Below are 22,639 nucleotides of genomic sequence, written 5' to 3'. Positions count from 1 at the left end.
GTACCGGCGGGCGCTTCGACCGGCTCGCGCGAAGCGATCGAGCTGCGTGACGGTGATCAGGCGCGTTATCTCGGCAAGGGAGTGCTCAAGGCCGTCGAGAACGTGAATACCGAGATTTCCGAAGCGATCATCGGTTTGGATGCCGAAGAGCAAGCCTTCATCGACAAGACGCTGATTGAACTCGACGGCACCGACAACAAGTCGCGCTTGGGCGCGAATGCGATCCTCGCCGTCTCGATGGCCGTCGCCAAGGCGGCCGCCGAGGAAGCCGGCCTGCCGCTTTATCGCTACTTCGGCGGCTCAGGTTTGATGAGCATGCCGGTGCCGATGATGAACGTGATCAATGGCGGCGTCCATGCCAACAACAACCTCGATCTCCAGGAATTCATGATCCTGCCGGTCGGCATGCAGAGCTTTCGCGAGGCGCTGCGCTGCGGCGTCGAGGTGTTCCAGAACCTCAAGAAGCTCGTCGACAAGAAGGGCTATCCGACCACGGTCGGCGACGAGGGCGGCTTTGCGCCGAACGTCTCCGGCAATGACGAGGCGATCGAGCTGATCCTGCGCGCGATCGAGGCGGCCGGTTATACCCCCGGACAGGACGTGGTACTCGGCCTCGACTGCGCCGCATCCGAGTTCTTCAAGGACGGCAAATACGTTCTGGCTTCCGAAAAGCTCGAGCTCGATTCTGCCGGCATGGCCGATTACCTCGCCACCTTGGTCGACAAGTTCCCGATCATCAGCATCGAAGACGGCATGGCCGAGGGCGACTGGGACGGCTGGAAGCTCTTCAACGACAAGCTGGGCAAGAAGATCCAGATCGTCGGCGACGACATCTTCGTCACCAACCCGAAGATCCTCAGGGAAGGCATCGCGAAGAATGTCGCGAACGCGATCCTGATCAAGGTGAATCAGATCGGCACGCTGACCGAGACCTTCGCGACCGTCGAAATGGCCAAGCGGGCGGGTTGGGCCAATGTGATCTCGCATCGCTCGGGCGAGACTGAGGATTCGACGATCGCCGACATCGCGGTGGGCTTGAATGCCGGCCAGATCAAGACCGGCTCGCTCAGTCGCTCCGATCGCATCGCCAAGTACAACCAGCTGCTGCGCATCGAGGAAGATCTGGGCGACGTCGTCAGCTATGCGGGCCGCGACGCCTTCTACAGCGTGCGCAAGTAATCGGTTGGCGTGAAGCAGCGCAGCTTTTCCGCTGGGCCGCCCCAAGGAAAAGCGGCACGCGGCGAAGCCGCAAACCGCGCTGCGCTGGCGACGGAGCGTCCCTCATTTTCGCGAGCGCAGCGAGCCTGTCTGGAACCCCCCGCGAGGGGGGCGAAGGGGGGCGGGTCATGAAATGGCCGACCTGGGTGTTGGTCGCCCTGCTGATCCTGTTGCAGTACCCGCTGTGGCTGGGCAAGGGTGGCCTGCTCCGAATCTGGGATCTGGAACGGCAGGTCGCCGCGCAGCGTGAGACGAATCAGCGCCTCGAAGCGCGCAATGCGGCGCTGGATGCCGAAGTGCGCGATCTGAAGTCAGGCCTCGAGGCGATCGAGGAGCGTGCCCGCTTTGATCTCGGCCTCGTCAAGGATGGCGAGATCTTCGTGCAGACGCCGCAGAAGAAGCCATGAAACTCGGCGCTGGCGAAACGGCACCGCATCAGTCCAGCAGCTCGATCTTGCCGCTGGCCATCACCGTCAGCTGCGCTTCGCCGGCTTCCAGCGGTAGTGGGGCGGCATCGCTCGCCGCAAGTGCCTTCGTCCGGGCGGCTGACCGAGGGCTCGGGGCGCGCTCGCTGCCATTGACGATGCTGATCTGACGGATCCGGTAGGGCTTCTTGAGCGTCGCGGCGATGCGGGCGGCCTGGGCGCGAAAGGCGGCGATTGCTTCCAGCGCGGCATCGTTCTCGGCCTTGCGACGCGTCTCGGGCGCCGGCGCGAACTGGACGGCGCCGATCGCCAGCAGGTTTTGCAGGGCGCCGAGCGCTGAGGCCAGCGCCGCCGGATCGCGGCTTTCGATCAGGAGTTCCGAGCGCATTCGCCAGTGGTCGACGCTCTCCCCGCTCTTGCCATAGACCGGCCAGGTATGCGTGTTGCCGCTCTTGACGGTGATGCCCGGCTGGGACTTCGCCAGACTCATGGCTTCGGCAAGCATCGCTTTCACCTTGCCGGCGACTTCCGCGGCATCAGCGCCTTGCATCTCGAGATAGGCCATCGCGCTGCCCAGATCGTTCGGCAGGCTCTTGTGCACTTCGATGCGGAAGTCGATCACGGTACCGGCGGGCTTTGCCACCGGAGTGGCCGCCCATAGCGGCAGGATCGGCTGGGCAAGAAAGGCGAGCAGAAGGATGACTGGTCTCATCGTGAGATTTCCTCCAGAAAACGTCGATAGTTGTCGGCAGTGACGACGTAATGCTGCGCCGAATCGGCGATGCGCGCCCGATGCTTTTCGGTCAGTTCATGCACGACGCGGCCGGGCGAGCCGACGACCAGCGAATCGTCCGGGATCACCTTGCCTTCGGGGATCAGCGTGCCGGCGCCGATCAGGCAGTTCTTGCCGATCACGACGCTGTTGAGCACGATCGCGCCCATGCCGATCAGCGTGCCGTCGCCGATCGTGCAGCCATGCAGCATGACCATGTGCCCCACCGTGACGTTGCGGCCGATGGTCAGTGGAATGCCGTCATCGGTGTGCAGGATCGAGCCATCCTGGACGTTGCTGTTTTCGCCGACGGTGATCGGGTCGTTGTCGCCGCGCAGCACGCAGTTCCACCAGACGCTGGTATGGGCCGCGAGCCGCACATCGCCGATCACGGTGGCATTCGGTGCGATCCAGGCGGTCGGGTCGATCTGTGGCGTCTTGGCGCCGATGCGGTAGATCGGCATCAGTCGTCCCCGGCAGGCAAAGTGCAGACCAGATTGCGGTCGCCCCAGACGTCGTCGATACGATTGACCGATGGCCAGAATTTGTTGCTGGCAACCCAGGGCAGCGGAAACACCGCCGTTTCGCGCGAATAGGGCCGGTGCCACTTTCCGACGAGGTCGGTCTGGGTATGTGGCGCGTTTTTCAACGGATTGTCGTCGCGCGACCAGCGCCCATCCTCGATGGCGCGAATTTCGTCGCGGATCGAAATCATCGCTTCGCAGAAGCGATCCAGTTCCGCCTTGTTTTCCGATTCGGTGGGTTCGACCATCAGTGTGCCGGCCACCGGGAAGCTCACCGTCGGCGCATGGAAGCCATAGTCCATCAGCCTTTTCGCGATGTCGATCTCGCTGATGCCGGTGGCCGCCTTGATGGCACGCACGTCGAGGATGCACTCGTGGGCGACGCGACCGTGGCTGCCGGTGTAGAGCACCGGGTAGTGGTCTTTGAGCCGCGTGGCGATGTAGTTGGCATTGAGGATCGCCACTTCGGTGGCCTCTCTCAGGCCCGTGCTGCCCATCATCGCGATGTACATCCACGAGATCGGCAGGATCGAGGCCGAGCCGTAGGGGGCGGCGCTCACCGCGCCGTGACTGCCGACGCGCTCGGCCGCAAAGACGTGGCCGGGCGCATAGGGCGCCAAATGGGCTTTCAGACCGATCGGCCCCATGCCGGGGCCGCCGCCGCCGTGCGGGATCGCGAAAGTCTTGTGCAGGTTGATGTGCGCGACGTCGGCGCCGATGTGCCCAGGGGAGGTGAGACCCACCTGAGCATTGAGGTTGGCGCCGTCCATATAGACCTGTCCGCCGTGGGCATGGATGATCGCGCACATCTCGCGCACCGCTTCTTCGAATACGCCGTGCGTCGAGGGGTAAGTGAGCATCAGGCAGGCAAGCCGGTCGGCGTATTGCGCGGCCTTGGCTTTCAGATCGGCGAGATCGACATTGCCCTGGGCATCGCATTCGACGACCACGACCGACAGGCCCGCCATATGCGCCGAAGCCGGGTTGGTGCCATGTGCGGATTTCGGAATCAGGCAGACATCGCGCTTGGCTTGCCCCTGCGCCTGCTGATAGCGGCGGATCGTGACGAGACCGGCGTATTCGCCCTGCGCGCCGGAGTTCGGCTGCATGCATAAGGCATCGAAGCCGGTGATCGTGGCGAGCCAGTTTGAGAGCTCAGCGATCATCTCGCCGTAGCCGGCGGCCTGTTTGGCAGGCGCGAAAGGATGCAAGGCGGAAAACTCCGGCCAGGAGACCGGCATCATCTCGGCGGCGGCGTTGAGTTTCATCGTGCAGCTGCCCAGCGGGATCATCGCATGATCGAGCGCGAGGTCTTTGTTCTGCAGCGACTTGAGGTAACGCAGCATCGCATGCTCGGTGTGATGGCGATTGAACACCGGATGCGTGAGAAAGGCCGAGCCGCGGCACAGGTTTTCCGGAATCGCCGCGGGCACCTCGGCGGCAAAGTCGATGCTCTTGCCGAGCAGTTGCGCCAGCGCGGCGACATCCTCGCGCGTCGTGGTCTCGTCGAGACTGATGCCGATGGTCTCGTCATCGATGTGGCGGACATTGAAGGGGGAATCTTTCAGTCGTGCCGTCCCGTCGGCGCCGACTTTGGCGACGAGTGTGTCGAAGAAAGCGCCCTCGATGCCGAGCGCTTTCGCCAGCAGGCAGGTCAGCCGATGGATGCGCCGGGCGATGCGTTGCAAACCTGCCGGGCCGTGCCAGACGGCATACAGGCCGGCCATGTTGGCGAGCAGCACTTGGGAGGTGCAAATGTTCGAGGTGGCCTTCTCGCGGCGGATGTGCTGCTCGCGCGTCTGCAGCGCCATGCGCAGTGCGATCTTGCCACGCGCATCTTTCGAGACGCCGATGATGCGGCCGGGCAGCTGGCGCTTGTGCTCGTCCCGGCAGGCGAAGAAGGCGGCATGCGGGCCGCCGTAGCCCATCGGAATGCCGAAACGCTGACTGGAGCCGAGGGCGATGTCGGCGCCCATCTCGCCGGGCGGTTTGGTCAGCACCAGCGCCATCAGATCGCAGCCGATGGCGACGATCGCCTGCTTTGCCTGCAAGGCGGTGATCAGCGCAGTGAAGTCTTTCAGTTCGCCCTTCGCGTTCGGCGTTTGCAGCAGCGCGCCGAAGACTTCGTGATCCGCGGCCGCTTGCGCCGGCCCGACGATCAGTTCGAAGCCGAACCCTGCGGCGCGGGTGCGCACCACGTCGAGGGTCTGCGGAAAGACGTCCTCATCGACGAAGAAGGCGTTGCTCTGTGCCTTGCTCGTGCGGCGCGCCATCGCCATCGCCTCGGCGGCGGCAGTCGCTTCATCCAGCATTGACGCATTGGCGATCGGCAGGCCAGTCAGATCGATCACCATCTGCTGGAAATTGAGCAGCGCTTCCAGACGCCCCTGCGCGATCTCGGCCTGATAGGGCGTGTAGGCGGTGTACCAGCCGGGGTTTTCGAGGACGTTGCGTTGGATCACCGGCGGGGTGTAGGTGCCGTAATAGCCCAGCCCGATGAAGGATTTCTTGATCTGGTTCTTCGCGGCGATGGCTTTGAGTTTCGCCAGCGCGGCGTGCTCATTCATCGGTTCCGGAAGCAGCAGAGCATCGGGCAAGCGGATGCCGGAAGGTACCGTCTGATCGATCAGCTCGGCGCGATCCTTGACACCGATGACGGCGCACATCGCGGCTTGCTCGGCCAATGATGGGCCGATGTGGCGTGCGACGAACTCGTCGCGCCCTTCGAGTTCTTCCAGCGTCATTCGGCGGCCACCTGGGCGTAGGCAGTGGCATCGAGCAGGCCGTCGAAAGCGGACGGATCGGTGGGCTTGATCTTGAACAGCCAGCTGCCGTAAGGGTCTTGATTCACTTTCTCCGGCGCATCGACGATGGCATCGTTGCGCGCCACCACTTCGCCCGCCACTGGAGCGTAGATGTCGGACGCGGCCTTCACCGATTCGACCACCGCGCATTCCTTGCCGGCCTCGACCTTTCGGCCGGGCTCGGGCAATTCGAGGAAGACGATGTCGCCAAGCGCCTGCTGCGCGTGGTCGGTGATGCCGACGGAAACGGTACCGTCGGCTTCGCGACGGGCCCATTCGTGGGAAGCGGTGTATTTGAGATCGGCGGGAATGTTCATGAGAGCTCCTGAATGAGAGATTTGCCATGACGGACGAAGGGTGGCTTGACCACTTTCGCGTTGAGAAGTTTGTCGCGAATCACGACTTGCACCGTGTCGCCGACGATAACACCCGCGGGCAGGCGCGCCAGCGCGATCGAACGCTCGAGCGTCGGCGAGAATGAACCGCTCGTCGTCTCGCCTTCACCCTGTGCGCTGATGACTTTCTGATGGGCGCGCAGCACGCCGCGGTCGATGAGCACGAGGCCGAGGAATTGACGCAAATGGCCTTGCGACTGCCGTTCGACGAGCGCCGACTTGCCGATGAAGTCGCGGTTTGCATCATTGAAATCGACCGTCCAGGCGAGCCCCGCTTCGAGCGGCGTCACGCTTTCATCCATGTCCTGGCCGTAGAGATTCATGCCGGCTTCGAGACGCAATGTGTCGCGCGCGCCCAGCCCCGCCGGTTTGACGCCGGCGGCAAGCAGCTTTTGCCACACGGCGATGGCCTGCGTTGCCGGCACGCTGATCTCGAAGCCGTCTTCGCCGGTATAGCCGGTACGGGCGATCAGCCAGTCGTTCCATTCCGTCGCTTGAAAGACTGCGAGCGCTTCGCTCGCGGCGCGGCTTGCGGGAAAGGCTTGCCAGAATTTTTCCCGCGCCCGAGGACCCTGAATGGCGATCATCGCCAGATCGCGGCGTGGTGCGAGGCTGACATTGAAATTCGCCGCCTGCGCCTGCATCCAGGCGAGATCCTTGGTGGCGGTGCCGGCATTGACGACGATACGGTATCGCGTCGGGGTGAAGAAATAGATGATCAGATCGTCGATGACGCCGCCGTCTTCATCGAGCATGCAGGAGTAAAGCGCCTTGCCAGGCAGCGTGAGCTTGGCGACGTCGTTGGCGACGAGGCGGCGCAGATAGCTTTGCGCATCGCAGCCGGCGAGGTCTAAGCCTAGCATGTGCGAGACATCGAACATGCCGGCATCGCGGCGCACGAGATGATGTTCCTCGAGCTGCGAGCCGTAGTGGATGGGCATTTCCCAACCGGCGAAATCGACGAGCTTCGCGCCAGCAGAAAGATGGGCGTCGTAGAGCGGGGTGCGTTGCGGCATGATTCTTGAGGCTCCCGGTTTGTCCGCGTCTGGTGGCGATCCATGCGCCCCATGCGCGATGGATGCCCCCTCTGTCCGGTACCTGAGAGATTCGCGGGAGGCTGGCACCCACTTGCTCCTTCGGTGCGCCGGACGACGTGTGATCCGGCGGCTCTTCAGAGATCGAGCACGACATCGGTCCTTTTGCCTGAGAGTTTCCGGGGCAGTTGCTCCTTCGGCGTCGCTCCACGCTCCATAGGGCTGGAATCGAGCTCTCCCGATGCCGCGTCGGCTTGCGCCGCGCTTAACGCAGTGCAACATACCATTTCCCGGAAAAAACCGTCAAGGCATCCGGGCTTCAATCGAACAGCCGGGAGAGGATTTCCGGACCGTAGTGGTAATTCTGCTGGCAGATTTCGTCTTCGACGCTGATGCTGCCTTCGGCCGCAAGGGTGGCCTCGATTTCCGCCCGCCCCAGGTTTTTCAGCATCGCGAGCACCTTGTCTTCATCGCGCGGGCAATGGTAGGACACGGGCCGCGGATCGAAAAGGCGGATGTTCTCCTCTGGAAACACGCGCATCAGCAGATTCGCGACTGGGCTGGCCAGCTCGGCAGGCGTGAGGGTCGAAGCCAGGTGCAGGATGCGGCTCCAGCCATCCGGATCGCGGCGGTCGGCATCCGGCAGTTTCTGCAAAAACATCCCGCCGGCGAAATCCTCGTTGGCCCCGAGCAGGAGCCAGGCCGGCAGCTGCTCTGACTGGGCGAGGTAATGTGCGAAGACTTCACTGAGATTGGCACCGACCAGCGGTACGATGCTTTGGTAAGGCGCGCCCGAGTGGGTGTCGAGCGTCAGGGCCAGTTGGCCGTCGCCGAGCAACTGATCGAAACTCGGCGCTGGTGGGACGGCACCCCGATCCTGCCGAAGCCGCGCCATGCCGCGCAGGCGCAGCCGTTCATCGCAATCGACGTAGAGCAGCGAGACGAGACCATGACCCTGCAGCTGGAAGGTGATACGGCCGGGTGTCTTGAGGTTGCCGGCGATCAGCGCGGTGACCACAGCCAGTTCGCCGAGTACGGCATTGACTGGCGGCGGCAAGTTCCGGCCGGCCTGCAGTTCGTGCCAGACATTGCCGAGGGCGACCAGCACGCCGCGGATGTCGAGATCCTCGAAAAGAAAGCTGCGGACGACATCCATTACTTGATGAAGCTTTCGAACATCGTCGGGTCGAAACCGACGAGCAGATGGCCGCTGTCCGTTTCGATGACGGGGCGACGAATCACGCTCGGAAATTCCATCATGATCGAAACGGCTTGGCTTTGTGTGGAGATCTGTTGCTGTTCCGGCGTCAGTTTGCGCCAGGTCGGCCCCTTGGTGTTGAGCAGGGTTTTCCAGCCCAGCACCTTGCACCAGGCGACGAGTCGCTCGCGTGGCACGCCGGCTTTCTTGTAGTCGTGGAACTCGTAGGGAATGTTGCGCTCGTCGAGCCATTTGAAGGCTTTTTTCATCGAGTCGCAATTCTTGATGCCGTAGATTCTGATCATATTGCCTCCGCAACCGCGTTTCAGATGCGCAGTTTACCGCCGGGATACCTCTTGGCATGTTCGAGCCGGTTCAGGGTCGGCAATAGATTCAGATCGGTGTGCGCTTTCAGCTCGCGTGCCAGGGTCTTGAGTTCGCTTAAGGAGTGTTCCACCGGTGCGCCGGTCGCGGCGAAGGCGATCACGTTGCCACTCGAACAGGACGGAAAGGCCAGCGCTCGGCCATCGAAGGCGGATTCCAAACGTTCCAGCGAGGGGCGCACGCCGCGGCGCTTGGTGAGCAGATTCGTCACCAGCAGACCGCTTTCCGACATGCGTGCCTTGCAATTCAGATAGAAGGGCAGGGTATCGAGCATGCCGCTGCGGCCGTTTTCGTCGAAGCCATCGACCATGATCAGATCGAACTGCCGAGAGGTCTTGGCGACGAAATCGGCGCCGTCGTCGAGCAGGATGGTCAGGCGCTCGTCCTCCGGCGGCAGCCTGAAATAAAGGCGTGCGACATCGATGACCTCCGGGTCGATTTCGACGACCGTCAGCCGTGCTTCCGGCCGGTGCCGATAAAGGAACTTGGTCAGAGAACCTGCCCCCAGCCCGATCAGGAGAGCCGTGCGCGGCCAGTCCGGATCGGGGCGCAGCAGCAGCGCGGCCATCATCTCGCGGGTGTAGTCGAGCTCCAGCGCCCAGGGGCGGGCGATGCGCATGGCGCCCTGGATCCAGTGTGAGCTGAAATGCAGATAACGCACGCCGGCGGATTCGCTGATCTGGATTTCCATGCGGCCTCGCAAAAAATGGTCACATTTTACTTTTCCTGTCGATGATGTTTGGATATCATGGGTGTGAAATCAATCAATTCCGGAAAGGGCAATGACCGAAATCCAGGAGCTGTTGCACCAAATGCTCGAGCGCGGGGCATCCGACCTGTTCATCTCTGCGGAGATTCCACCCCATTTGAAGATTCAAGGCCGAACACTCCCGGCGCAGCGGGCAGGTGGATCATGGCCTGCCCTGGCGCCTGGCGAATCACGTCGCTTCGCGTATGCCTTGATGAATGAAGCGCAGCGCGCCGAATTCGAAAAGAACAAGGAATGCAATTTCGCACTCGCCACGCGCGAGGGTGGACGTTATCGCGTCAACGTCTATTACCAGCGCGGTGAGGTGTCGATGGTGATCCGTCTGATCAAGACGGACGTCCCATCATTCGAGGTGCTGGGCTTGCCCCCCCAGGCGGGGCAGCTTGCATTGTTGCGGCGCGGGCTGGTGCTGATCGTCGGCGCGGCGGGGATGGGCAAGAGCACCACGCTGGCGGCGATGGTCGCGCACCGTGCGCGGACGCTGGACGGCCACATCCTTTCGGTCGAAGACCCGATCGAGTACATCTATCCACACGGCAAGTCGGTCGTCGAGCAGCGCGAAGTGGGGATCGATACCTTGAGCTTTGCCGATGCGCTCAAGAACATGATGCGCCAGGCCCCGGACGTGATCGTCATCGGCGAGATCCGCGACCGCGAGACAGCCAAAAACGCCATCATGTATGCCGAAGCCGGTGCCTTGTGTCTGTCGACGCTGCACTCGAACAATGCCAATCAGGCGATCGAACGCATCGTCAATTTCTTTCCCGAGGAATTGCATCATCAGGTGTTGCTCGATCTGTCGCTCAACCTCAGGGGTGTCATCTCGCAAAGACTCCTGCCAGGACTGCACGGTGGCCAGGTGTTGGCGACCGAAATCTTGCTGCAGTCGGCCTATTCGTCGTCGCTGATCCAAAAAGGCGAGATCGATCAGCTCAAGGACGCGATCCGCAAGGGAACCGCCAGCGGCATGCAATTGTTCGACGACTGCCTGCTGGAACTATGCCGCGCCCGGCGCATCGCGCCCGAAGAGGCGCTCGATCATGCCGATTCGAAGACCGATCTCGCGCTCAAGCTGCGGCTGGCCGTCGCTCCCGAACGGCTGTAGCCCGCAGTAGCGAGAGGCCGATATCTACCAGGCCGTTGAAAAACTACTGCGGTGGGCCATCTGCGGCGTTGCGCGGTGTTGGCTTCGGCCGCTTCGCTTAACCTCGGCAAAGCCAAAGTGAACCTTCGCCGCAACTTCGTTGTCGCTCCCTCGCCTATCTATTTGATAGGCTTCGGTCGCTGCGCACCAAACGCCTTGCATCTGGCCATCCTCGTGACGTTTTTCAACGGCCTGTTACATCGCGGCGATCCGGATCGGCATGCGCCGTGCGCCGAAGGGGTGACCGAAATGGCCGAAGCGCCCAGCGATTCGAGTGCCGCAGTGCTTGCAATGGCCCGTCTCGTCGAGTGAATAGCCGAGGATCTCGTACCAGTCGCGCTCGATCACGGCCTTGCCGCAGCCCGGGCAGTAGGTGCTCTCCCCCGCGCGGTCATGCACGTTGCCCGTATAGACAAAGTGCAGCCCGGCATCGAGCGCAATGCGACGCGCGCGTTGCAAAGTGGCCGGCGGTGTCGCAGGCCGGTCGAGCATCTTGAAATCGGGATGAAAGGCCGAGAAATGCAGGGGCACGTCGGGGCCCAACTCTTTGAAGCACCATGCAGCGAGTTGCTTGAGTTCGGCATCCGAATCGTTCAGCCCCGGAATCAGCAGCGTGGTCAGCTCGATCCAGCAATCCGTTTCGTGATGCACCATCGCGATCAAGTCGAGCACCGGCTGCAGGTGGCCGCCGCAGAGCTTGAAGTAGAAGTGGTCGGTGAAGGCCTTCAGGTCGATGTTGGCGGCGTCCATCTTGGCATAGAACTCCCGGGCCGGATCGAGATGCATGAAGCCGGCCGTGACGGCGACGCTATGGATGCCGAGCGCATGGCAGGCGTCGGCGGTGTCCATCGCATATTCGGCGAAGATCACAGGATCGTTGTAGGTGAAGGCGACGCTCTGTGCGCCATAGCGTTTTGCCGCCTGGGCGATCGCCTGTGGACTGGCCTCGTCCATCAGCGTGTCCATTTCGCGCGATTTGGAGATGTCCCAGTTCTGGCAGAACTTGCAGGCGAGGTTGCACCCGGCCGTACCAAAGGACAGGACGCTGGAACCCGGATAGAAATGATTGAGCGGCTTCTTTTCGATCGGGTCGATGCAGAAGCCGCTGCTGCGGCCATAGGTAGTGAGGATCATCTGTCCTCCCCGGTTCGCGCGCACGAAGCAGGCGGCGCGCTGGCCGTCGTGCAGCTTGCAGTCCCGCGGGCAGAGATCGCACTGGATGCGCCCATCGGGAAGCGTATGCCACCAGCGGGCAGAGACGCCACTCAGGACTTCTCGGGTTCCTTCCATTTTTGCACCTCGTAGCGGTAGAGCCGGACCTCTGGGGACCAGAAGTTTGCGGGAAAGCCGGCCTTCTGTTTCAGATGGGCGAAGAACTGCTGCCGATCGGGCAGGCTTTCCCATACCTGCGGTAGAAAGGTGCCGCGCCGGCCGTGATATTCGAAAATCATGCCGTCGATGCCCGGCCGCATCTGCCGGATGGCGTCTGCCTCGTCGGTGAAGTCGAGCGGCACGGGTGGGGTCAGTAGGGAAACCTCGACGCGCGTGCGCGCGAATTCGCTCTTCGACAGTGGTGGGAAACGCGGGTCGCCAAAGGCGGCGGCCTTGGCATTGGCCCGTACGTCTTCGTCGAGCGGTCGCCAAGCTTCCAGCGAGCCGATGCAGCCGCGCAATTGCCCATCTTGGGTCAAGGTCACGAAAGTGGCGCCGGGCCGCTCTAGCGCAGGATGATCCGGTTCGGGCTGCCCGGCAATGCCGAATTCTTCGCCGATCGCATTGCGGGCGCGAATGAGCAGCGCTCGACCGAGGGCGGGATCAGGCATGTTCGGGCTCCGTGAAGGCAAAGCTTGCATAGCCGACGACCTGCGCCTTGTCGCCCGCGGTATCGCCGGAATTGCGCAGATCGAGTAGATGGGGCACGAGGCCGTGCCGCTTTGCCACCTCGATGAGGCCATTGATCGGCGTTGCACCGCAGGCCTGTTCGTGGTCGCGCAGCAAGTCAAGGTGCAGGATTTCGTTGGCGGTATGTGCGTCGAGCCGCTGCGCGGCGGAATAGGGGTGGTAATGCGACAGATCGGAGCTGACGACGATCAGGGTTTCCGGCCCGCCCCACAGCAGCTCGAGCACTTCGGCGACTTCTTCGGCAGACGCGTAGCCGACCGCAAAGGGCACGAGCGTGAAATCCTCCAATGTGGCCTGCAGGAACGGCAGATGCACTTCGAGCGAATGCTCATCGGCATGTGCGCCGTTATGGCGGATCACCTGCGGCAGTTCGAGCGCAGCAGCTATCGCCGCCTGGTCGAGCGCAACGGCGCCGAGCGGCGTACTGAACGATTGAGCATGCGGCACCGCCAGCCCGCGTATGGCAACACGATGGCACGGTCCCAGCAGGACCACCCGCCGGATCACCTGGGCATAGGGCAAGAGACTGGCATAGGCACTCGCTGCGATCGGGCCGGAATAGATATATCCAGCATGCGGGGCGATCAGCGCCTTCGGTTGCCCGAAAGCCGGCGCTGGTGAGACGGCACGGGCGCGAGCCAGCATCGTGTCGACTTCGCCAGCCAGGATGCGCGGATCACCTGGGTAAAACATGCCGGCAACGGCAGGGGGGCGGCTGATCTGCATTTCCATCGGTGGTCTCTCCTTCCGCTTCGACTAACCGCAATCTCAACAATCACCATCCTAGACCGAATGCGCCGTCACGCAAGCCGTAAAATCGCCGCATGAAATATCACGCGCTGATTCCCGCCGCCGGTGGGGGGTCCCGGATGGGTGGCGGCACGCCGAAACAGTATTTGCCGCTCGCCGGTCGGCCCCTGATCTGGCATACGCTGAAAACACTGACCCATGTGATGGCCATCGAGCATGTCCATGTGGTTCTTTCGCCAGATGACCCTCTTTGGGATGCGCACGACTGGTCGGTGTTCTCGGGACGGTTGAGCGTGCTCCGCTGTGGTGGGGCGACGCGTGCGGAAAGCGTGATCCAAGGGTTGCGGGCGTTGCGTAGCGGTGTCGCGGATGACGACTGGATCCTGGTGCACGATGCGGCGCGCTGCTGCCTGACGGCCACGCATGTCATGAAACTCATCAATGAGATCGGCGACGACCCGGTCGGTGGGCTGTTGGCCGTGCCGGTCGCCGATACCCTGAAACGCGTGCAAGCCGACGGGCGGGTGGCCGGCACGGTGCCGCGCGAAGGTCTATGGCAGGCGCAGACGCCGCAGATGTTCCATTACCGGATGCTGCTCGATGCGCTGCAGCGGGTGCCCGAGGTGACCGACGAGGCTAGCGCGATCGAGGCGTCAGGTTTCCAGCCCAAACTCGTCGCCGCCGATGCGACCAATCTCAAAGTGACCTGGCCGCTTGATCTCCAGCTGGCCGAATGGATTCTGGCCAACCGGAGGCAATGATGGAGCTGAGAGTCGGACAAGGTTTCGATGTGCATACGCTGGTACCGGATCGCAAGCTGATCCTGGGAGGCGTGACGATACCGTATCACCTGGGCCTGTTCGGCCATTCCGATGCCGATGCGCTGCTCCATGCGATCACCGATGCCTTGCTCGGCGCGGCGGGGCTGGGCGATATCGGCCACCACTTTCCTGATACCGATGCGCGCTGGAAAGATGCCGACAGCCGTGCTCTGCTGCGTGCGGCGCTGGCGGCCGTCCGCGCCGCCAACTGGCGGGTGAGCAACGTCGATTGCACGGTGATCGCGCAGGCGCCGCGCATCGCCCCGCATGTGGCGGCGATGCGCGCGAACATCGCCAGCGATCTCGGTGTTGACGTCGATCGCGTCAATGTCAAAGGCAAGACGGCCGAGCGGCTGGGCTTTATCGGCCGAGGCGAGGGCATCGCTGCCGAGGCGGTGGTGCTGTTGATCCGTGACTGAGACAGGGCCCTCCAGGACGCGGCGAGTATTTTTCGCCCTCTGGCCGCCGCCGGAGGCATTGGAGGGGCTCGATGATCTGGCTGGGAGGGTCTCCAGGCGCTGTGAAGGCAGACGCACGGCGCGTGACAGCCTGCACATGACTCTCGCTTTCGTCGGGGCCGTGACTCAGGAACAGCTCGATCGGTTGCTCGCCATCGGGGGGCGGATCCAGGGCGAAGCGTTTGCCATGAACATCGATAGGCTCGGCTACTGGCCACACAACCGGATCATTTGGGCGGGATGTTCTGAAGTGCCGTCCTGCCAGCGCCGACTTTACGACTCATTGGCAGGCGATCTGCTTGCCGAGGGGTTTCGCCTCGATCAACGTCCCTTTGTGCCCCACATCACACTGGCGCGTAAAGCCCGTTGCGGGGAGCTGCCGAGGCTGGAGAGGCCGATCCGCTGGCCGGTGACCGAGTTTGCGCTTGTCGAGTCGCTGCCGCAACCTGCTGAAAGACAATATCTTTCATTGTCCTGCTGGCCGCTACCCCGCCCTCTCGATGAAAAAATCTGAAAAGAGTGTTGACGAGGTTTTTCGGCTGGCTATAATCGCGGTCTTTCCTCGATGCGCATTAATCATCGAAGTGTTCTTTAAAAACCTAACAGCCGATAGGTGTAGGTGTTTGCTGGGTGAGCTAGTGGATCTGGGCGTTGGTAGTGAGGATCGAAGCTACTGACGCGGGCTGAGTTGGAAGACTTGGTTCGACTGTGTGGTTACGGATTAACTAGCGAGAAGAGAATAGCAGCAAGCGCTTACCGAGAAAGAACAGTAAGGTTTAGAGAAGACCTTGTTGATTCTGGAGAGACAGTAAGCGAGCGAGAAGATTGAACTGAAGAGTTTGATCCTGGCTCAGATTGAACGCTGGCGGAATGCTTTACACATGCAAGTCGGGCGGCAGCGCGGGACTCAGGCAACTGAGTTCTGGCGGCGAGCGGCGAACGGGTGAGTAACACATCGGAACGTACCCAGTTGTGGGGGATAGCCCGGCGAAAGCCGGATTAATACCGCATACGACCTGAGGGTGAAAGTGGGGGACCGCAAGGCCTCACGCAATTGGAGCGGCCGATGGCGGATTAGCTAGTTGGTGGGGTAAAGGCCCACCAAGGCGACGATCCGTAGCTGGTCTGAGAGGATGATCAGCCACACTGGAACTGAGACACGGTCCAGACTCCTACGGGAGGCAGCAGTGGGGAATTTTGGACAATGGGCGCAAGCCTGATCCAGCCATTCCGCGTGAGTGAAGAAGGCCTTCGGGTTGTAAAGCTCTTTCGGCGGGGACGAAACGGTGGAGGCGAACACCCTCTGCTAATGACGGTACCCGAAGAAGAAGCACCGGCTAACTACGTGCCAGCAGCCGCGGTAATACGTAGGGTGCGAGCGTTAATCGGAATTACTGGGCGTAAAGCGTGCGCAGGCGGCTCTATAAGACAGATGTGAAATCCCTGGGCTCAACCTAGGAACTGCGTTTGTGACTGTAGAGCTGGAGTGCGGCAGAGGGGGGTGGAATTCCACGTGTAGCAGTGAAATGCGTAGAGATGTGGAGGAACACCGATGGCGAAGGCAGCCCCCTGGGTTGACACTGACGCTCATGCACGAAAGCGTGGGGAGCAAACAGGATTAGATACCCTGGTAGTCCACGCCCTAAACGATGCCAACTAGGTGTTGGGGAAGGAGACTTTCTTAGTACCGAAGCTAACGCGTGAAGTTGGCCGCCTGGGGAGTACGGTCGCAAGATTAAAACTCAAAGGAATTGACGGGGACCCGCACAAGCGGTGGATGATGTGGATTAATTCGATGCAACGCGAAAAACCTTACCTACCCTTGACATGCCTCGAATCCTGCAGAGATGTGGGAGTGCCCGAAAGGGAGCGGGGACACAGGTGCTGCATGGCTGTCGTCAGCTCGTGTCGTGAGATGTTGGGTTAAGTCCCGCAACGAGCGCAACCCTTGTCATTAGTTGCCATCATTGAGTTGGGCACTCTAATGAGACTGCCGGTGACAAACCGGAGGAAGGTGGGGATGACGTCAAGTCCTCATGGCCCTTATGGGTAGGGCTTCACACGTCATACAATGGTCGGTACAGAGGGTAGCCAAGCCGCGAGGTGGAGCCAATCCCAGAAAGCCGATCGTAGTCCGGATTGCAGTCTGCAACTCGACTGCATGAAGTCGGAATCGCTAGTAATCGCGGATCAGCATGCCGCGGTGAATACGTTCCCGGGTCTTGTACACACCGCCCGTCACACCATGGGAGTGGGGTTCACCAGAAGTAGGTAGCCTAACCGCGAGGGGGGCGCTTACCACGGTGGGCTTCATGACTGGGGTGAAGTCGTAACAAGGTAGCCGTATCGGAAGGTGCGGCTGGATCACCTCCTTTCTAGAGAAAGCCTGGTGAGCACCTACAACCTATCGGTTGTTTGAAAGCGGCAGCGGGTCTGTAGCTCAGCTGGTTAGAGCACCGTCTTGATAAGGCGGGGGTCGTTGGTTCGAACCCAACCAGACCCACCACCTTGAGAGGGGGTGTAGCTCAGTTGGGAGAGCGCCTGCTTTGCAAGCAGGAGGTCATCGGTTCGATCCCGTTCACCTCCACCATGACAGAGATCAGGGATCAGGGATCAGATGGAAAGTCTGAATCTTGATGCGTGATTTTTGGTCACGGAGGCTGTTGGATCTTTAACAACTTGGAAGAAGTGAAGGTGCTGGTGAGGTAATCACGGTAGGGAGCTGGGGAAGTCTGATTCCTGGTTTCTGAACCCTGGTACCTGACCGGCATGGGTAGTGATTGCAATCTTCGCTTCCATCCTGAACCAGCGATGGAAGTGGAACAAGCACGAGTTGTGCCTGTAGCGTGGCCTGGCGGGAGTCGGGTGACAACGTTATAGGGTCAAGCGACGAAGTGCATGTGGTGGATGCCTTGGCGATCACAGGCGATGAAGGACGTTGTAGCGTGCGAAAAGCTTCGGGGAGCCCGCAAACAGGCTTTGATCCGGAGATGTCCGAATGGGGAAACCCGGCCCTGCATAGAGCGCTTTCGCTGTGCGACGCACAGCAAAAGCAAACACAAAGCAAACAGGCTTGGAGGCAGTCCAAAGGTTGGATAGCCCAAAGCGTTTGTTTGCGCTTTCGCTGTGCGACGCACAGCAAAAGCAAACACAAAGCAAACAGGCTTGGAGGCAGTCCAAAGGTTGGATAGCCCAAAGCGTTTGTTTGCGCTTTCGCTGTGCGACGCACAGCAAAAGCGACCACAAAGCAAACAGGCTTTGTGGAGCGAAGCGGTTGGTTTGTGTGAAAGAGAGCGCTGTATGCAGGGTCATCCTGTCCTGAATCCATAGGGACATGGAGGCGAACCGAGGGAACTGAAACATCTAAGTACCTCGAGGAAAAGAAATCAACCGAGATTCCGTCAGTAGTGGCGAGCGAAAGCGGAAGAGCCTGCAAGAGATAGCTGCTGCGTTAGTGGAACAGTCTGGAAAGGCTGGCCATAGAGGGTGACAGCCCCGTACGCGAAAACCCGGCAGTGGGACTAAGCTTGCGACAAGTAGGGCGGGACACGAGAAATCCTGTCTGAAGATGGGGGGACCATCCTCCAAGGCTAAATACTCGTGATCGACCGATAGTGAACCAGTACCGTGAGGGAAAGGCGAAAAGAACCCCGGGAGGGGAGTGAAATAGATCCTGAAACCGCATGCATACAAACAGTGGGAGCCCGCAAGGGTGACTGCGTACCTTTTGTATAATGGGTCAGCGACTTACGTTCAGTAGCGAGCTTAACCGGATAGGGGAGGCGTAGGGAAACCGAGTCTGAATAGGGCGAATGAGTTGCTGGGCGTAGACCCGAAACCAGATGATCTATCCATGGCCAGGATGAAGGTGGGGTAACACTCACTGGAGGTCCGAACCCACTACTGTTGAAAAAGTAGGGGATGAGCTGTGGATAGGGGTGAAAGGCTAAACAAATCTGGAGATAGCTGGTTCTCCCCGAAAGCTATTTAGGTAGCGCCTCATATGGACACTGCCGGGGGTAGAGCACTGTAATGGTTGGGGGGGTCATTGAGATCTACCTCGCCATAGCAAACTCCGAATACCGGCAAGTGATGTATGGGAGACAGTCACCGGGTGCTAACGTCCGGTGACGAGAGGGAAACAACCCAGACCGCCAGCTAAGGTCCCCAATGATTGGCTAAGTGGTAAACGAGGTGGGAAGGCATAGACAGCCAGGAGGTTGGCTTAGAAGCAGCCACCCTTTAAAGAAAGCGTAATAGCTCACTGGTCGAGTCGTCCTGCGCGGAAGATGTAACGGGGCTCAAGCCAATAACCGAAGCTGCGGATGCACAGCAATGTGCGTGGTAGGGGAGCGTTCTGTAGGTCTGTGAAGGTGGCTCGAGAGGGCTGCTGGAGATATCAGAAGTGCGAATGCTGACATGAGTAGCGATAAAGCGGGTGAAAAGCCCGCTCGCCGAAAGCCCAAGGTTTCCTGCGCAACGTTCATCGGCGCAGGGTGAGTCGGCCCCTAAGGCGAGGCCGAAAGGCGTAGTCGATGGGAAACAGGTCAATATTCCTGTACCTTTGTCATCTGCGATGGGGGGACGGAGAAGGTTAGGTCAGCCGGGTGTTGGACGTCCTGGTTTAAGCGTGTAGGCGTGCTCTTTAGGCAAATCCGGAGGGCTAAGCCGAGGCGTGATGACGAGTGGTCTTTGACCGCGAAGTGACTGATACCCTGCTTCCAGGAAAAGCCTCTAAGCTTCAGGATGACGAAGACCGTACCGCAAACCGACACAGGTGGGCAGGATGAAAATTCTCAGGCGCTTGAGAGAACCCAGGAGAAGGAACTCGGCAAATTGACACCGTAACTTCGGGAGAAGGTGTGCCCCGAGTACGTGTAGTCCCTTGCGGGCGAAGCGGAAAGGGGTCGCAGAGAATCGGTGGCTGCGACTGTTTAACAAAAACACAGCACTCTGCCAAGTCGAAAGACGACGTATAGGGTGTGACGCCTGCCCGGTGCCGGAAGGTTAAGTGATGGGGTGCAAGCTCTTGATCGAAGCCCCGGTAAACGGCGGCCGTAACTATAACGGTCCTAAGGTAGCGAAATTCCTTGTCGGGTAAGTTCCGACCTGCACGAATGGCGTAACGATGGCCACACTGTCTCCTCTTGGGACTCAGCGAAGTTGAAATGTTTGTGAAGATGCAATCTCCCCGCGGCTAGACGGAAAGACCCCATGAACCTTTACTGTAGCTTTGCATTGGACTTTGACGGGACTTGTGTAGGATAGGTGGGAGGCAGTGAAGGCGAGTCGCCAGATTCGCTGGAGCCGACGTTGAAATACCACCCTGGTGTCGTTGAGGTTCTAACCTGGGCCCCTGAATCGGGGTCGGGGACCGTGCATGGCAGGCAGTTTGACTGGGGCGGTCTCCTCCTAAACGGTAACGGAGGAGTACGAAGGTCGCCTAGGCACGGTCGGACATCGTGCTCATAGTGCAATGGCAAAAGGCGGCTTGACTGCGAGACCCACAAGTCGAGCAGGTGCGAAAGCAGGTCATAGTGATCCGGTGGTTCTGTATGGAAGGGCCATCGCTCAACGGATAAAAGGTACTCTGGGGATAACAGGCTGATTCCGCCCAAGAGTTCACATCGACGGCGGAGTTTGGCACCTCGATGTCGGCTCATCACATCCTGGGGCTGTAGCCGGTCCCAAGGGTATGGCTGTTCGCCATTTAAAGTGGTACGTGAGCTGGGTTCAAAACGTCGTGAGACAGTTTGGTCCCTATCTGCCGTGGGCGCTGGAGATTTGAGGGGGGCTGCTCCTAGTACGAGAGGACCGGAGTGGACGTACCTCTGGTGGACCGGTTGTGACGCCAGTCGCATCGCCGGGTAGCTAAGTACGGAAGAGATAAACGCTGAAAGCATCTAAGCGTGAAACTCGCCCCAAGATGAGATCTCCCGGGGACTCGATCCCCCTAAAGGGTCGCGGAAGACCACCGCGTTGATAGGCTGGGTGTGGAAGCGCAGCAATGCGTTGAGCTAACCAGTACTAATTGCCCGTGCGGCTTGACCCTATAACCTTGTCACCACAACGACAATCCCGCACAACGCCAACCCCGTTGTGCCCCAACAGCACAACCATCACTACCCCCCACACTTCTTCCACCCCCCACCCAATTCACCCCAGTTTCAGTCTGGTGTCCATAGCGTCTCGGTACCACCCCTTCCCATCCCGAACAGGACCGTGAAACGAGACCGCGCCAATGATATTGCCCCCCTCCGGGCGAGAAAGTAGGTCAACACCAGACTAACCTCATACGGCAACGCCCCGCAAGGCTTCCTTGTGGGGCGTTTTGCTTTGCGCGTCGCCAAACGCAAGCCCACCTGCAAATCGATTAAGCTAGCTCTCGCCCTGTCTTCAATTCGTCCTTGCCATGTTTTTCCGCATCCTTTCGATCATTTTCCCCATCTTCGCCATCATTGGAGCGGGATGGCTCTATGCGCGGCTGCGTCACAGAAATGGCGGTGGCATCGACATGGCATTTGCCAATCAGCTGAACATGGAAGTGTTCGTGCCGGCTCTCGTGTTCGCCGCTTTGGTTTCGAAAGACTTTGCCTTGGGAAGCTATCGGGATTTGGCGCTTGCCGCCCTGCTGTTGATGTTCGGTAGCGGGATCGTGGCTTGGTGGCTGGCCCGATTGCTCGGCGAACAGCCGAAAACCTTCGTGCCACCGATGATGTTCGTCAATTCCGGCAACATGGGTTTGCCCTTGATGGTGCTCGCGTTCGGAGATGGAGCACTGCCGGCGGCGGTGGTGCTGTTCTTCGTCGAAAACCTGCTGCATTACACGCTGGGCACCTGGCTGCTCGATCATCATGCCCGACTGTGGAACCTCTGGCGCGTGCCGGTGATTTTCGCTGCACTGCTGGCCTTGGCCGTCAAATTTGTCGAAGTCCCTCTCTGGCCGCCGTTGCTCGTGGCGATCAAACTGGTCGGCGATGTCGCCATTCCTCTGTTGCTGTTTTCGCTCGGTGTGCGGTTGGCGCTTTCGCAATGGAGCGATGTGCGGCTCGGCCTGATCGGCATGGTGCTCCGCCCGGCCACAGGGATGCTGTTTGCCGCCCTGCTGGCGCGTCTGCTTGCTCTCGACGAGCGGGATGCGGCGATGCTGATGGTATTCGGTGCGCTGCCGCCAGCCGTACTCAACTATGTCTTCGCCGAGCGTTACCATCAGGAACCGGCGAAAGTGGCTTCCCTCGTGATGATCGGCAATCTCGGCGCACTGCTCTTCATCCCGCTGGCGCTGGCGATGACTCTGCAGTAGGAGGGATGATGCGCTCAGGGATTACGGGCAGCGGTCTTTTCGCCAAACTCCTCGGCGTCATCGTCGGCACGGTCCTGCTCGTCGTCGGCTTCATGTTCTCGCTGGTGGTATTGGCCGTTGCCGTGGTGCTCGGCATTGCCGTTTGGGGTTGGTTCTGGTGGAGGACGCGCGCGCTGCGCAAGGCGTTGCGGGAAGCCGTATCGGCAGGGGGTGCGAACCAGGCCGGTGAGGTGATCGAGGGCGAAGCCGTGATCGTCGAAGAGGAGATTACTCGGGTGACTTCGAATCGATTGCCAGGGTCACCGGACCATCATTGATCAGGCTGACCTTCATGTCCGCGCCAAACGTGCCGGTCTGTACCGGGCGTCCCGATGCGGCTGAAAGCTTGGCGACGAATTGCTGGAACAACGGTCGTGAAATCTCGGCGCTGGCGGCACGGCACCAGGATGGGCGGTTGCCTTTTTTCACCGAGGCGAAGAGCGTGAATTGCGAAACGGCGAGGATTTCGCCGCCGCTATCGGCAAGATCGAGGTTCATCACGCCATCGGCATCGGGAAAGATCCGCAGCCCAACGAGCTTGCGCACCATCCAGTCGATGTCGTTCTGAGTGTCGCCCGCCTCGAAGCCGGCGAGTACCAGCATGCCGGGGCCGATGTGCCCGACGGTTTCGCCCGCCACGATGACGGAGGCTTCGAGGACGCGCTGGATGACGACTCGCATGATCGAGTGGAAGTATAG

At 60.6% G+C, this 22,639-nt stretch carries 19 protein-coding genes, 2 tRNA genes, 3 rRNA genes, 1 pseudogene and 1 riboswitch; of the genes and pseudogenes, 13 read left to right on the top strand and 12 right to left on the bottom strand.

Translation table 11 applies throughout. The features are described 5' to 3' along the window. Both eno and ftsB read left to right on the top strand, forming a co-directional pair. A pseudogene (gene eno / locus EL335_RS07105) lies at positions 1–1,179 on the top strand (phosphopyruvate hydratase); the annotation flags it as partial. Between the two features lie 167 nt (positions 1,180–1,346). Further along, a complete protein-coding gene (gene ftsB / locus EL335_RS07100; RefSeq protein WP_126445431.1) occupies positions 1,347–1,625 on the top strand; it encodes a cell division protein FtsB in 279 nt (92 codons plus the stop codon). 28 nt (positions 1,626–1,653) lie between these two features. On the opposite strand, the gene EL335_RS07095 is transcribed toward ftsB, so the two are convergent. The 8 genes from EL335_RS07095 to EL335_RS07060 all read right to left on the bottom strand — a co-directional run bounded on the left by EL335_RS07095 (position 1,654) and on the right by EL335_RS07060 (position 9,445). After that, positions 1,654–2,355: an SIMPL domain-containing protein gene (locus EL335_RS07095; RefSeq protein ID WP_126445429.1), complete on the bottom strand. Its 702-nt coding sequence runs from the start codon at positions 2,353–2,355 to the stop codon at positions 1,654–1,656. Next, the gene (locus EL335_RS07090; RefSeq protein ID WP_126445427.1) at positions 2,352–2,879 is read right to left on the bottom strand and encodes a gamma carbonic anhydrase family protein; all 528 of its coding nucleotides are present in this window, start codon (positions 2,877–2,879) and stop codon (positions 2,352–2,354) included. The genes EL335_RS07095 and EL335_RS07090 overlap by 4 nt, the downstream gene beginning before the upstream one ends. Beyond that, positions 2,879–5,683: an aminomethyl-transferring glycine dehydrogenase gene (gene gcvP, locus EL335_RS07085; RefSeq protein WP_126445425.1), complete on the bottom strand. Its 2,805-nt coding sequence runs from the start codon at positions 5,681–5,683 to the stop codon at positions 2,879–2,881. The genes EL335_RS07090 and gcvP overlap by 1 nt, the downstream gene beginning before the upstream one ends. Then, on the bottom strand, positions 5,680–6,060 hold the full coding sequence (gene gcvH, locus EL335_RS07080; RefSeq protein WP_126445423.1) for a glycine cleavage system protein GcvH: 381 nt from the start codon (positions 6,058–6,060) through the stop codon (positions 5,680–5,682). Before gcvH ends, gcvP begins: the two co-directional genes overlap by 4 nt. Then, positions 6,057–7,154 (bottom strand): glycine cleavage system aminomethyltransferase GcvT, encoded by a 1,098-nt coding sequence (gene gcvT / locus EL335_RS07075; protein ID WP_126445421.1) that lies wholly within the window; start codon positions 7,152–7,154, stop codon positions 6,057–6,059. Before gcvT ends, gcvH begins: the two co-directional genes overlap by 4 nt. A 165-nt stretch (positions 7,155–7,319) precedes the next feature. Next, a riboswitch (glycine riboswitch) is annotated at positions 7,320–7,423 on the bottom strand. A 68-nt stretch (positions 7,424–7,491) separates the two neighbouring features. Beyond that, positions 7,492–8,328 carry an Hsp33 family molecular chaperone HslO gene (gene hslO, locus EL335_RS07070; RefSeq protein ID WP_126445419.1) on the bottom strand — a complete coding sequence of 279 codons (837 nt, stop codon included), beginning with the start codon at positions 8,326–8,328 and terminating at the stop codon, positions 7,492–7,494. After that, a complete protein-coding gene (locus EL335_RS07065; protein WP_126445417.1) occupies positions 8,328–8,675 on the bottom strand; it encodes an ArsC family reductase in 348 nt (115 codons plus the stop codon). The genes hslO and EL335_RS07065 overlap by 1 nt, the downstream gene beginning before the upstream one ends. Before the next feature lie 20 nt (positions 8,676–8,695). Beyond that, positions 8,696–9,445: a fused MFS/spermidine synthase gene (locus EL335_RS07060; protein WP_126445415.1), complete on the bottom strand. Its 750-nt coding sequence runs from the start codon at positions 9,443–9,445 to the stop codon at positions 8,696–8,698. A gap of 91 nt (positions 9,446–9,536) precedes the next feature. Here EL335_RS07060 and EL335_RS07055 point away from each other — a divergent pair, with 91 nt between their 5' ends. Beyond that, positions 9,537–10,628: a PilT/PilU family type 4a pilus ATPase gene (locus EL335_RS07055; RefSeq protein WP_126445413.1), complete on the top strand. Its 1,092-nt coding sequence runs from the start codon at positions 9,537–9,539 to the stop codon at positions 10,626–10,628. 234 nt (positions 10,629–10,862) lie between these two features. On the opposite strand, the gene amrS is transcribed toward EL335_RS07055, so the two are convergent. Genes amrS through amrB form a run of 3 tightly spaced genes read right to left on the bottom strand, consistent with a single transcriptional unit; the run spans position 10,863 to position 13,301 of the window. Beyond that, positions 10,863–11,957 (bottom strand): AmmeMemoRadiSam system radical SAM enzyme, encoded by a 1,095-nt coding sequence (gene amrS, locus EL335_RS07050; RefSeq protein ID WP_126445411.1) that lies wholly within the window; start codon positions 11,955–11,957, stop codon positions 10,863–10,865. Then, on the bottom strand, positions 11,933–12,490 hold the full coding sequence (gene amrA / locus EL335_RS07045; RefSeq protein ID WP_126445409.1) for an AmmeMemoRadiSam system protein A: 558 nt from the start codon (positions 12,488–12,490) through the stop codon (positions 11,933–11,935). Before amrA ends, amrS begins: the two co-directional genes overlap by 25 nt. Then, the gene (amrB, locus tag EL335_RS07040) at positions 12,483–13,301 is read right to left on the bottom strand and encodes an AmmeMemoRadiSam system protein B (RefSeq protein WP_284155278.1); all 819 of its coding nucleotides are present in this window, start codon (positions 13,299–13,301) and stop codon (positions 12,483–12,485) included. The genes amrA and amrB overlap by 8 nt, the downstream gene beginning before the upstream one ends. 92 nt (positions 13,302–13,393) lie before the next feature. On the opposite strand from amrB, the gene ispD reads away from it, so the two are divergent. From ispD to EL335_RS06990, 10 genes are all read left to right on the top strand, one after another. Beyond that, positions 13,394–14,080, top strand: a complete 687-nt coding sequence (gene ispD / locus EL335_RS07035; protein WP_126445407.1) for a 2-C-methyl-D-erythritol 4-phosphate cytidylyltransferase — start codon at positions 13,394–13,396, stop codon at positions 14,078–14,080. Continuing rightward, positions 14,077–14,559, top strand: coding sequence for a 2-C-methyl-D-erythritol 2,4-cyclodiphosphate synthase (gene ispF, locus EL335_RS07030; RefSeq protein ID WP_126445405.1), 483 nt, complete (start codon positions 14,077–14,079; stop codon positions 14,557–14,559). Before ispD ends, ispF begins: the two co-directional genes overlap by 4 nt. Then, on the top strand, positions 14,552–15,112 hold the full coding sequence (gene thpR / locus EL335_RS07025; RefSeq protein WP_126445403.1) for an RNA 2',3'-cyclic phosphodiesterase: 561 nt from the start codon (positions 14,552–14,554) through the stop codon (positions 15,110–15,112). The genes ispF and thpR overlap by 8 nt, the downstream gene beginning before the upstream one ends. Positions 15,113–15,425: 313 nt before the next feature. Next, positions 15,426–16,973, top strand: a 16S ribosomal RNA gene (locus tag EL335_RS07020). Between the two features lie 54 nt (positions 16,974–17,027). Next, positions 17,028–17,104 (top strand) — tRNA-Ile (locus EL335_RS07015). Positions 17,105–17,112: 8 nt separating this feature from the next. Beyond that, a tRNA-Ala gene (locus EL335_RS07010) sits at positions 17,113–17,188 on the top strand. Positions 17,189–17,478: 290 nt separating this feature from the next. Continuing rightward, positions 17,479–20,650 (top strand): 23S ribosomal RNA (locus tag EL335_RS07005). 119 nt (positions 20,651–20,769) lie between these two features. Next, a 5S ribosomal RNA gene (gene rrf, locus EL335_RS07000) occupies positions 20,770–20,884 on the top strand. The 16S, 23S and 5S rRNA genes sit together here with 2 tRNA genes alongside, the layout of an rRNA operon. Positions 20,885–21,010: 126 nt before the next feature. After that, positions 21,011–21,901 (top strand): AEC family transporter, encoded by an 891-nt coding sequence (locus EL335_RS06995; RefSeq protein ID WP_126445401.1) that lies wholly within the window; start codon positions 21,011–21,013, stop codon positions 21,899–21,901. Between the two features lie 5 nt (positions 21,902–21,906). Next, positions 21,907–22,218, top strand: a complete 312-nt coding sequence (locus EL335_RS06990) for a hypothetical protein (RefSeq protein ID WP_126445399.1) — start codon at positions 21,907–21,909, stop codon at positions 22,216–22,218. Here the strand turns inward: EL335_RS06990 and dtd are convergent. Continuing rightward, entirely contained in the window at positions 22,169–22,621 is a 453-nt protein-coding gene (gene dtd / locus EL335_RS06985; RefSeq protein ID WP_126445397.1) for a D-aminoacyl-tRNA deacylase, read from the bottom strand. The genes EL335_RS06990 and dtd overlap by 50 nt on opposite strands. Between the last annotated feature and the right edge of the window lie 18 nt (positions 22,622–22,639).

It is taken from the genome of Sulfuricystis multivorans (assembly GCF_003966565.1).
Classification (GTDB): Bacteria; Pseudomonadota; Gammaproteobacteria; order Burkholderiales; family Rhodocyclaceae; genus Sulfuricystis; species Sulfuricystis multivorans.
This window is presented reverse-complemented; position numbering and strand designations above follow the sequence as displayed.

What these genes read in the sequence shown, in the direction of transcription:
- ftsB (WP_126445431.1), top strand. Translation starts at nt 1,347, where the DNA reads ATGAAATGGCCGACCTGGGTGTTGGTCGCCCTGCTGATCCTGTTGCAG.
- EL335_RS07095 (WP_126445429.1), bottom strand. Translation starts at nt 2,355, where the DNA reads ATGAGACCAGTCATCCTTCTGCTCGCCTTTCTTGCCCAGCCGATCCTG.
- EL335_RS07090 (WP_126445427.1), bottom strand. Translation starts at nt 2,879, where the DNA reads ATGCCGATCTACCGCATCGGCGCCAAGACGCCACAGATCGACCCGACC.
- gcvP (WP_126445425.1), bottom strand. Translation starts at nt 5,683, where the DNA reads ATGACGCTGGAAGAACTCGAAGGGCGCGACGAGTTCGTCGCACGCCAC.
- gcvH (WP_126445423.1), bottom strand. Translation starts at nt 6,060, where the DNA reads ATGAACATTCCCGCCGATCTCAAATACACCGCTTCCCACGAATGGGCC.
- gcvT (WP_126445421.1), bottom strand. Translation starts at nt 7,154, where the DNA reads ATGCCGCAACGCACCCCGCTCTACGACGCCCATCTTTCTGCTGGCGCG.
- hslO (WP_126445419.1), bottom strand. Translation starts at nt 8,328, where the DNA reads ATGGATGTCGTCCGCAGCTTTCTTTTCGAGGATCTCGACATCCGCGGC.
- EL335_RS07065 (WP_126445417.1), bottom strand. Translation starts at nt 8,675, where the DNA reads ATGATCAGAATCTACGGCATCAAGAATTGCGACTCGATGAAAAAAGCC.
- EL335_RS07060 (WP_126445415.1), bottom strand. Translation starts at nt 9,445, where the DNA reads ATGGAAATCCAGATCAGCGAATCCGCCGGCGTGCGTTATCTGCATTTC.
- EL335_RS07055 (WP_126445413.1), top strand. Translation starts at nt 9,537, where the DNA reads ATGACCGAAATCCAGGAGCTGTTGCACCAAATGCTCGAGCGCGGGGCA.
- amrS (WP_126445411.1), bottom strand. Translation starts at nt 11,957, where the DNA reads ATGGAAGGAACCCGAGAAGTCCTGAGTGGCGTCTCTGCCCGCTGGTGG.
- amrA (WP_126445409.1), bottom strand. Translation starts at nt 12,490, where the DNA reads ATGCCTGATCCCGCCCTCGGTCGAGCGCTGCTCATTCGCGCCCGCAAT.
- amrB (WP_284155278.1), bottom strand. Translation starts at nt 13,301, where the DNA reads ATGGAAATGCAGATCAGCCGCCCCCCTGCCGTTGCCGGCATGTTTTAC.
- ispD (WP_126445407.1), top strand. Translation starts at nt 13,394, where the DNA reads ATGAAATATCACGCGCTGATTCCCGCCGCCGGTGGGGGGTCCCGGATG.
- ispF (WP_126445405.1), top strand. Translation starts at nt 14,077, where the DNA reads ATGATGGAGCTGAGAGTCGGACAAGGTTTCGATGTGCATACGCTGGTA.
- EL335_RS06995 (WP_126445401.1), top strand. Translation starts at nt 21,011, where the DNA reads ATGTTTTTCCGCATCCTTTCGATCATTTTCCCCATCTTCGCCATCATT.
- EL335_RS06990 (WP_126445399.1), top strand. Translation starts at nt 21,907, where the DNA reads ATGATGCGCTCAGGGATTACGGGCAGCGGTCTTTTCGCCAAACTCCTC.
- dtd (WP_126445397.1), bottom strand. Translation starts at nt 22,621, where the DNA reads ATGCGAGTCGTCATCCAGCGCGTCCTCGAAGCCTCCGTCATCGTGGCG.